Raw genomic sequence first — 7,726 nt, 5'->3', positions numbered from 1 at the left:
CATGGTGGTCATCTCAGGCTCCTGGGGTGCGTTTCTTGACTCCAGGAAAGACCTGCCGGCCGGCATGAACCATGGACGCATCACCCCATTCACACGGTCCCCGGTAGCGGATCGACCAGCCTCACAGGGCCAGGAGCGCGTCCGCCTCCAGCGCCACCAGGAGAAAGTGGCCAAGCTGCACGACAGGGTCCGTGGCCGGCGACTCGACCATGCCCACAAGACCGCCCTTGGCCTGGTCTGCGAACACGACTTCATCGCACACGGAGATCTCAAGATCGCGACATGGTCAAGGTCCCCGGCCCCTGAGCCCGACCCTGCGCAGGCAGGTGCGTTACCGCCCAACGGGCTGTCGCGAAGGCCGGACTCAACCGCTCGATTCCGATGCTGGATGGGGGGTGTTTCTCGCGATCCTCCTCGCCAAGGCTGAGAGCGCCGGACGGGAAGTGATCGCCGTGGACCCCCGCAACACCTCCCGGACCCGTCCCGAGTGCGGGCGCGTCGCGGCGGAAGGCCGGCCTAGCCAGGAGAGGCTCCCCTGCGTCTCGTGCGGCCACAGGCGCACGCGGACACCGTGGGCGCGATCAACGTTCTACGGGCCGGGCTGATCCGTCGCGAAACCGCACCGGCATAGCGAGAAGCCCTCTCGTTCATGAGGGGGAGGAGTCGCTGTTGCTACCGGGACTAATCGCAGTTCACCACCGGGCTTCAGCCCGGTGGTGAAGGGATTCTGAGGAGTGCTCTGTCTCGCAGGTCAAAGCGGACGATTCTGCTGTTCGATGTACTGTCGGACGATCGATGGCGGGGCTCCGCCGTCCGATCCGGCGAAGCAGGAATCTGACCGCAGTCGCTGCGCCCGCCAGTAGTGCCGGACTAGTTCCGGGTGTTCCTGGCGGAGCCTGCGGGAGCTGACGCCGTTGAGGGAGTTGACCAGCTTGGACAGGGCCACCTTCGGTGGGAAGTTCAACGGCAGGTGCACGTGGTTGTCCTCGCCGTTGAACTCGACCGACTCGCACTCGAAGTCCTCGCACACGGCCCGCATGATCTCCTCTATGCGCTGGGGGTGGGCGTCCTTGAAGACCTTGTGCCGGTACTTCGTCACGAAAACCAAGTGTGCGTGGAGCGCGAAAGTGCAGTGTCTGCCTGTCCTGATGTTCTGATACTCGGCCATAAATCGACCGTAGTACGGTGATCTCATGCAGCTTCGGTACAGCTTCCGCCTGTACCCGAACGGTCCTCAGCGGTCCGCGCTGGCAAGGGCGTTCGGGTGCGCGCGGGTGGTCTACAACGACGCGCTCCGCGCCCGTGAGACCGCCCGCACCGATGGCGATGCGTTCCCGAAGACCGGCGACCTGTCCAAGCTGCTGATCACAGAGGCCAAGCGCACCGAAGAGCGCGCCTGGCTCGGTGAGGTCTCTGCCGTTGTGCTCCAGCAGTCTTTGAGGGACCTGGACGCCGCCTACCGGAACTTCTTCGATGGGCTGAAGGGCAAGCGCCCTCGCATGGGTGCGCCGCGGTTGAAGTCGAAGCGGGACATCAGGCAGGCCGTCCGTTTCACCGCGAATGCCCGGTGGAAGATCACCACCGGCGGGAACCTGTCGTTGCCGAAGATCGGCGATGTGCGGGTGAAATGGTCCCGCTCTCTACCCTCGGTCCCGTCCACGGTGAGCGTGGTCAAGGACGCCGCCGGCAGGTACTTCGCGTCCTTCGTCGTCGAGACCGAACCCAAGGCGCGGCCCGAGACTCGATCGGTCGTCGGTATCGACCTGGGCCTGTCGCACTTCGCGATCCTCTCCGACGGCACGAAGATCGACAGCCCGCGTTTCCTGCGCCGGGCGGAGAAGAAGCTCAAGCGGGAACAGAAGCGACTGTCCCGCAAGGCCAAAGGATCCAGCAACCGGGCCGATTCCCGCATCAAGGTCGCCCGCGCTCACGCACGGGTCGCGGACGCGCGGCGCGAGTTCCACCACCAGCTCTCCACGAAGCTCATCCGCGAGAACCAAGCGGTTGCCGTCGAGGACCTGGCGGTCAAAGGACTCGCCCGTACACGCCTGGCCAAGTCCGTGCACGACGCCGGATGGTCGTCGTTCGTCGCGAAGCTGGAGTACAAGGCCGCGAAGTCCGGCCGGACCTTCCACCGCATCGGACGGTTCGAGCCGACCTCCCAGGTCTGCTCCGCGTGCGGCGTCAAGGACGGCCCCAAGCCCCTCGACGTCCGCACCTGGACGTGCAAGGCGTGTGGCGCGGTCCTCGACCGGGACATCAACGCGGCGGTCAACGTCGCCAAGGCCGCCGGACTGGCGGTGTCAGCCTGTGGAGCGCAGGTAAGACCGGGACGCGTCCCGGCGCAGCGCAGCGAAACAGGAACCCACCGAGACGGTCAGACGACCGTGGTAGGAATCCCCGCCCCTTAGGGCGGGGAGAGGAAGTCAAAAGCGCATGGTCCGGCCTCACCTCACCACATGGGACGCAGCTCGGGCTGATCGGTCACAGATGGTTTCGAATTGGTGCTGCCCAACCGTGGGTCGGCCCGCGGGCCGCAGGCTGTTCGTGGTTGTTAGGGCCACCGGGCCCGAAGGCGTCCGCTGGACGGCACCTGAGCTGAGCTCCCCGGTGGTGTCCTTACTTACGGTTGGTCATCCTGCTTCGGCTGCGCCCTGCGGGCTGCTCGGTTTGCCTCGCGGCTGATCGCCCACGCGTCCGCCACTGGGCCGATGTGCGCGAGTTTATCGGGATTGGTCACCGAGCGGATCGTCTGGATCTGCCCGTCGACGACGTCGAGGACCATGGCGGTGAGGACCTTGCCATCCCGGTCGCAGAAGATCGCGCCCGGTTGGCCGTTCAGCTCGTGTGGCTGCCACGTCACGTTGATGCGCACCAGTCGAGGGAAGTACGTGGCGAACAACCTGGCCACGTTGTCGGCGCCCATGACGGCTCTGGCCAACTGGGGGCTCTTACCACCGCCGTCGCCGATCATGGACACATCCGCGGCGAGGAGATCACGCAGGCCGTCGACGTCGCCTTCCCGGAGCGCGTTGAAGAATCGCTCCGCCAGTATGTCGCGCTCTTGTTGGTCCGCGTCGAAACGCGGCCGTCCTGCCTTCATGTGGCGCCTGGCTCGTACTGCGAGCTGTCGGCACGCTGCCTCCGACCGGCCCACCGCCGCAGCGATGTCCTCGAAGTTGAACGCGAAGACCTCGCGTAGCACGAACACCGCCCGCTCGAGCGGGCTGAGGCGTTCGAGGAGGAGTAGCGCTGCCATCGACAACGAGTCGGCCAACTCGGCCGAGCGCTCCGGATCCTGGTACGGATCGTTCAGTAGCGGCTCGGGGAACCATGGCCCCACGTAGGCCTCTCGGCGCATCCGGGCCGACTGCAGGACGTCGATCGCAATCCGGGTCACCACCTTTGACAGGTATGCCTTCGGAGACTCGGTTCGGGTCTCGTCTGCCTCCCAGCGCAGCCAGGTCTCCTGGACGGCGTCTTCGGCCTCAGCCACGCTGCCGAGTATCCGGTAGGCGATCGAGAACAGCAGTGGCCGCAGCTTCTCGAATTCTTCCGCCCGGCTCACGACCGATCACTCCTTCTTATCCTGACACTGCCATTACCGCGCCCTCTCGTGGAGGGGCAGCGACGCTGTGTGCCGGTCTGTTCCTGGCGGACCGACGCGACTGCCGGCCCGCCGTCTCATCTATGGTTACCACCCCACGGGGCCGAGACGGTCGACGAACGTGCCGGTCGGCCCGTCTGGGCCGAGCGTGGCCAGGCGAACGATTGAGTCGGTGCCCTCGGTTACCGTCAGTGCGCCGGTGTGGTTGTTCATGTCGGTCGCGGCGAACTTGCGGTTCGCAGTTTCGCCGGGCGTGGCGACGTTGAACTTGATCCTCGGGAGCGCCTGCGCGTACCGGACGGTGACCATGTTCAGTGCCGCTTTGGAGGTGCTGTAGGCGAGCTCGTGCATCTTGGAGACCGGCTGGTCCGGGTCGGTCACCACGCTGAACGAGCCGCCTCCGCTGGACACCATCACCACGCGCGGGTGGGCTGCTGCTTCCAGCAGCGGGAGGAACGCGTGGGTGACCCTGATGGGCCCGTACACATTCGTGTCGACGACGGGATGGATGTCCTCGACCGTCGCGTTCGCGGGCGGCACGATGTGCCCCGGGGCTCCGGCGTTGTTGACCAGCACATCGAGCCGGTCGGTGTGTGTGCGGACCGTCTGGACCGCGGCTGCGACCGACGCGTCCGAGGTCACGTCGAGCGGAACCATCACCACGTCCACACCATCGGCCGCCAGCTTGTCGGCTGCTGCGCGACCGCGAGCTTCGTCACGCGAGCCCAGGAAGACGGTCCAGCCAAGCTCGCCGAGCCGCCTGGCCGTCTCCAGTCCCAGTCCTTTGTTGCCACCGGTGACCAGCACCGAGGTCTTCTCCATGTTCGTCATGCCCCTTGAGACGAAATGCCCCCCACGGCTGTGACATCCACCCATGGGTTGTGAGTGGTGTCACAGGTTGCCTCACCTACGTTACGGCGCGTAAAGGGCAGTGCCTGGCCACGGGCCTCGACGCTGGTAAGTTGCCCGCATGGCATTCATGAGCACCCCGCACTGCTGCTTTCTGTGATCGGAAGGCTTTGAGGGCGACGCCAGACTGCGTCGCCCCTTCGGTGTACCTGCTGCGTGGCCCAGGCTTCGGACGCTGCCCGTCCGTTCTCGAGGCAGTCACGCTCTGAGCGCGCGTGCAGGCACGGCCCTCTTTCCACTTCTTGCCAGGAGCACCAGTGCCCGTGTCGCTTCCCCCTGCCCTCGAACTCTGCCTTGACATGCTGCGTTGCCCGACGTGCCGCACGGGTCATCTGCATCCCGACCGCGGGGCGCTGCGCTGTCCTGTGGGCCACACTTTCGACATCGCTCGCCATGGCTACGTCAGCCTGCTGACGGGCTCCCGCGCCACCAGCGGCGACGACACAGCAATGGTTCAGGCCCGGGACAGATTCCTGTCCACCGGCGCCTACACGCCTATCCGCACAGCCGGGGCGCGCCTGGCGGCCGACGCAATCGCCGAGCGCGCCACGGTGGTGGACGTGGGATGCGGCACGGGCTACTACCTGGCCGGCGTACTTGACCAGGTGCCCGGCGCCCGTGGCCTGGGTCTGGACACATCGGTGCGCGCGCTGCGCTCGGCAGCACGCGCCCACGAGCGAGCGGCCGCGGTGGCCTGGGACGTTTTCCGCCCCTTCCCGCTTGCCGACGCCATGGCCGATGTTGTGCTGGACGTGTTCGCCCCACGAAACCCGGCCGAGTTCCACCGCGTGCTGCGCCCGAGTGGCCGGCTGATCGTGGTCCGCCCCACGGGGCGGCACCTGGCCGAGCTGCGCGGCTGGTTGCCGGAGATGGTCACGATCGACCCGGCTAAGGAAGAGCGCTTGAGCCGCGCGCTGGACCCCTTCTTCGAAGCGGCCGATACCGAGCAGGTTGAGTACCCCGCGACCGTGACCAGGCTTGATGCTCTGGACCTGGTAGCGATGACACCCAGCGCACGCCACGTGAGCCGCGCAGACCTGAGCGATCGCGGCATTCCTGATCAAGTGACCGTCTCCGTGTTGGCCACCGCCTACCGGCCTCGGGGGTAACGATTCAGCCTGGCCGACGACGCCTGCACTCTGCCTTCCTGCCCTCCAAGGAAGGCAGGGTGCAGGCGACAGCCAAGGTGGCTGCAGCTTGTTCTCCCCGACCGCTCCAGTTAGTTGTGGTGCGTGACGCTCGCCTTCGAACTGTTCCCGGGCCAGCGCGCTGCCTTCGAGCGGCAGCACTCGTGGTGAGGTAATCGCGCGGCCGTGGCCCATGCCTGCACTATGTGAAATCCGCGGCGAGACATCGCACCCGAACGAGTGATGTTCGATGACCTCCTGGCGGACCCTCGCGGTTAGCCGGTCGGGCCCGAGCGGGCCACCGGATCGACAGAGCGGTGTTCAAGACGGGAAAGCCAGTGGGTGAGCAGCGGCTCCAGCAGCTCAGCCTCGGCAGGCGTCAGCAGATCCAGAAGGCGGCGCTCGTTGCGCATGTGCTCGGTGAAAGCCAGGTCGATCAGCTCGAGCCCTGGTCCGGTGAGGGCGACGATTCGGCCGCGCTGGTCATCATCGGAGCGGCGGCGCGTGACGAGCCCTGCTCGTTCCAGCCGGTCGACTCTCTTTGACATCGCGCCAGTCGTGACCATCGTGTGTGCAGCGAGTTCGCCGGGTGCCCGTTCGTAGGGTTCACCGGCTCGGCGCAGTGCGCACAACACGTCGAACTCGCCCTCGCTGAGACCGTAGCGGTCGTAAACGACGCACAGTTCCTCGGAAAGCCGACCAGCTAGGCGGTGCAGTCGGCCGATCACCCCTTGCGGGCTGACGTCGACGTCTGGCCGCTCGCGACGCCAGTCGGCCTGGATGTGCGCTACGCGATCCCGCGATCTCCGGTCTTTCATGGTCACCATAATAGCTTCCATGGAAGGTATAGTGCCTTCCATGGAAGGTAAATTGGGTTGGGTGGCACTGACCGCGATCGCACCGGTGGCCTGGGGGACCAACTACTTCGTCACGCACGAGTTTCTGCCGGCAGATCGGCCGCTCTACGGCGCAGCGCTGCGGGCGCTGCCGGCGGGATTGATCCTCCTGGCCTTGCGTAGGCGGCGCCCGCACGGAGCGTGGTGGTGGCGCTCCGCAGTCCTCGGGCTGCTCAACGTCAGCGTATTCTTCGCTCTCGTCTTCGCCGCCTCCCAAATGCTGCCGACAAGTCTCGCCTCGACCGTGATGGCGGTGTCACCTCTGACGATGATGCTCATAGCGTGGCCGCTGTTGTCAGAGCAGCCCCGGACGGCACACCTAGTGGGTGCTGTGGTTGGGCTCGGCGGGGTCGGCCTCATGCTCCTCACCGGGATCCGAGAGGTCAGCGTGCCAGGAGTCCTCGCCTCACTCGCGGCCGTGCTGGTGTCATCCTTCGGCCACCTCCTCGCCAAACGGTGGAACGCCGGTGCAGACCTGCTCGCATCGACCGCCTGGCAACTTGTCGCCGGAGGTCTGTTCCTGCTCCCGGTCGCCGCTGCCGTTGAAGGCCCCCCGCCCGCACTGCCCATGCCGACGCTCCTCGCCTTTGGGTATGTCGCTCTGGTCGCCACGGCGATTGCCTTCGCTGCTTGGTTCACTGGCCTGCGGCACCTGCCCGTGGGCACCGTCGGATTGATCGGTCTGCTCAACCCTGTGACGGGCGTCCTGCTCGGCACAGCAGTAGCCGGAGAGTCGCTGACTGTGCAGCAAGTGTGTGGCATGGCACTCGTCTTGGCGGGAGTCGTCCTCGGCAGGCCCAAGCGCACTACGGGACACGGGACTTCGCGGCCACCCTGCGAGCCAGAGGCTGACCGGCGTTCCCCGCAAGCGTCCTCAGGCGCGGCGCGGGACGAGTCAGCAGCCGAGGATCTCACCCGCAACGTATGACGTGCTCACCACATGTCACAAAGGAGAGGAGCTGTTCGTCTAACGGGATATGACGAACCAAGAGCAGACTGCAGCAGTGGCATGGCCCAGGAGCCCAAAGAGAAGCCGAGGTCGCCCAACGGCCGGCAGGCCCCGGACAGTCGCCTCGGCCGGCGCGGGCAAGCTCAAACCCGCACCGTCGGTTACGAGGAATCCCGCCGAAGACCGCGCCACACATGCTCTTCGTTCGGTACGCCCGGGAACCTCTGTAGATCGACGC

General features: G+C 66.3%; 9 protein-coding genes. 4 read left to right on the top strand and 5 right to left on the bottom strand.

Annotated elements, in window-relative coordinates; all coding sequences use genetic code 11:
- Nucleotides 1-121 precede the first annotated feature (121 nt).
- Complete coding sequence (locus tag ACF1G2_RS35750; RefSeq protein WP_391802333.1) at nt 122-247, bottom strand: hypothetical protein; 126 nt, start codon at nt 245-247, stop codon at nt 122-124.
- Here ACF1G2_RS35750 and ACF1G2_RS35745 point away from each other — a divergent pair.
- The gene (locus tag ACF1G2_RS35745; RefSeq protein WP_391802332.1) at nt 210-605 is read left to right on the top strand and encodes a zinc ribbon domain-containing protein; all 396 of its coding nucleotides are present in this window, start codon (nt 210-212) and stop codon (nt 603-605) included. The genes ACF1G2_RS35750 and ACF1G2_RS35745 overlap by 38 nt on opposite strands.
- A gap of 146 nt (nt 606-751) precedes the next feature.
- Here ACF1G2_RS35745 and tnpA read toward each other — a convergent pair whose 3' ends face one another.
- Nucleotides 752-1,168 carry an IS200/IS605 family transposase gene (tnpA, locus tag ACF1G2_RS35740; RefSeq protein ID WP_391802331.1) on the bottom strand — a complete coding sequence of 139 codons (417 nt, stop codon included), beginning with the start codon at nt 1,166-1,168 and terminating at the stop codon, nt 752-754.
- A gap of 25 nt (nt 1,169-1,193) precedes the next feature.
- Between tnpA and ACF1G2_RS35735 the strand changes: the two genes are divergently transcribed.
- Nucleotides 1,194-2,411 (top strand): RNA-guided endonuclease InsQ/TnpB family protein, encoded by a 1,218-nt coding sequence (locus ACF1G2_RS35735; protein WP_391802330.1) that lies wholly within the window; start codon nt 1,194-1,196, stop codon nt 2,409-2,411.
- Nucleotides 2,412-2,623: 212 nt separating this feature from the next.
- Here the strand turns inward: ACF1G2_RS35735 and ACF1G2_RS35730 are convergent, their stop codons facing one another.
- Nucleotides 2,624-3,568, bottom strand: a complete 945-nt coding sequence (locus ACF1G2_RS35730) for an RNA polymerase sigma-70 factor (protein WP_391802329.1) — start codon at nt 3,566-3,568, stop codon at nt 2,624-2,626.
- Nucleotides 3,569-3,694: 126 nt separating this feature from the next.
- Nucleotides 3,695-4,438, bottom strand: a complete 744-nt coding sequence (locus ACF1G2_RS35725; protein ID WP_391802328.1) for an SDR family oxidoreductase — start codon at nt 4,436-4,438, stop codon at nt 3,695-3,697.
- A gap of 335 nt (nt 4,439-4,773) precedes the next feature.
- Here ACF1G2_RS35725 and ACF1G2_RS35720 point away from each other — a divergent pair, with 335 nt between their 5' ends.
- Nucleotides 4,774-5,625, top strand: a complete 852-nt coding sequence (locus ACF1G2_RS35720; RefSeq protein WP_391802327.1) for a putative RNA methyltransferase — start codon at nt 4,774-4,776, stop codon at nt 5,623-5,625.
- A 293-nt stretch (nt 5,626-5,918) separates the two neighbouring features.
- Here ACF1G2_RS35720 and ACF1G2_RS35715 read toward each other — a convergent pair whose 3' ends face one another.
- Complete coding sequence (locus ACF1G2_RS35715) at nt 5,919-6,482, bottom strand: MarR family winged helix-turn-helix transcriptional regulator (RefSeq protein ID WP_391802326.1); 564 nt, start codon at nt 6,480-6,482, stop codon at nt 5,919-5,921.
- A gap of 19 nt (nt 6,483-6,501) precedes the next feature.
- Here ACF1G2_RS35715 and ACF1G2_RS35710 point away from each other — a divergent pair, with 19 nt between their 5' ends.
- Nucleotides 6,502-7,467 carry an EamA family transporter gene (locus ACF1G2_RS35710; protein WP_391802325.1) on the top strand — a complete coding sequence of 322 codons (966 nt, stop codon included), beginning with the start codon at nt 6,502-6,504 and terminating at the stop codon, nt 7,465-7,467.
- Nucleotides 7,468-7,726: the final 259 nt, after the last annotated feature.

This window comes from Streptomyces sp. NPDC013457 (assembly GCF_043089925.1).
Lineage (GTDB): Bacteria > Actinomycetota > Actinomycetes > Streptomycetales > Streptomycetaceae > Streptomyces.
This window is presented reverse-complemented; position numbering and strand designations above follow the sequence as displayed.

What these genes read in the sequence shown, in the direction of transcription:
- ACF1G2_RS35745 (WP_391802332.1), top strand. Translation starts at nt 210, where the DNA reads ATGCCCACAAGACCGCCCTTGGCCTGGTCTGCGAACACGACTTCATCG.
- tnpA (WP_391802331.1), bottom strand. Translation starts at nt 1,168, where the DNA reads ATGGCCGAGTATCAGAACATCAGGACAGGCAGACACTGCACTTTCGCG.
- ACF1G2_RS35735 (WP_391802330.1), top strand. Translation starts at nt 1,194, where the DNA reads ATGCAGCTTCGGTACAGCTTCCGCCTGTACCCGAACGGTCCTCAGCGG.
- ACF1G2_RS35725 (WP_391802328.1), bottom strand. Translation starts at nt 4,438, where the DNA reads ATGACGAACATGGAGAAGACCTCGGTGCTGGTCACCGGTGGCAACAAA.
- ACF1G2_RS35715 (WP_391802326.1), bottom strand. Translation starts at nt 6,482, where the DNA reads ATGGAAGCTATTATGGTGACCATGAAAGACCGGAGATCGCGGGATCGC.
- ACF1G2_RS35710 (WP_391802325.1), top strand. Translation starts at nt 6,502, where the DNA reads ATGGAAGGTAAATTGGGTTGGGTGGCACTGACCGCGATCGCACCGGTG.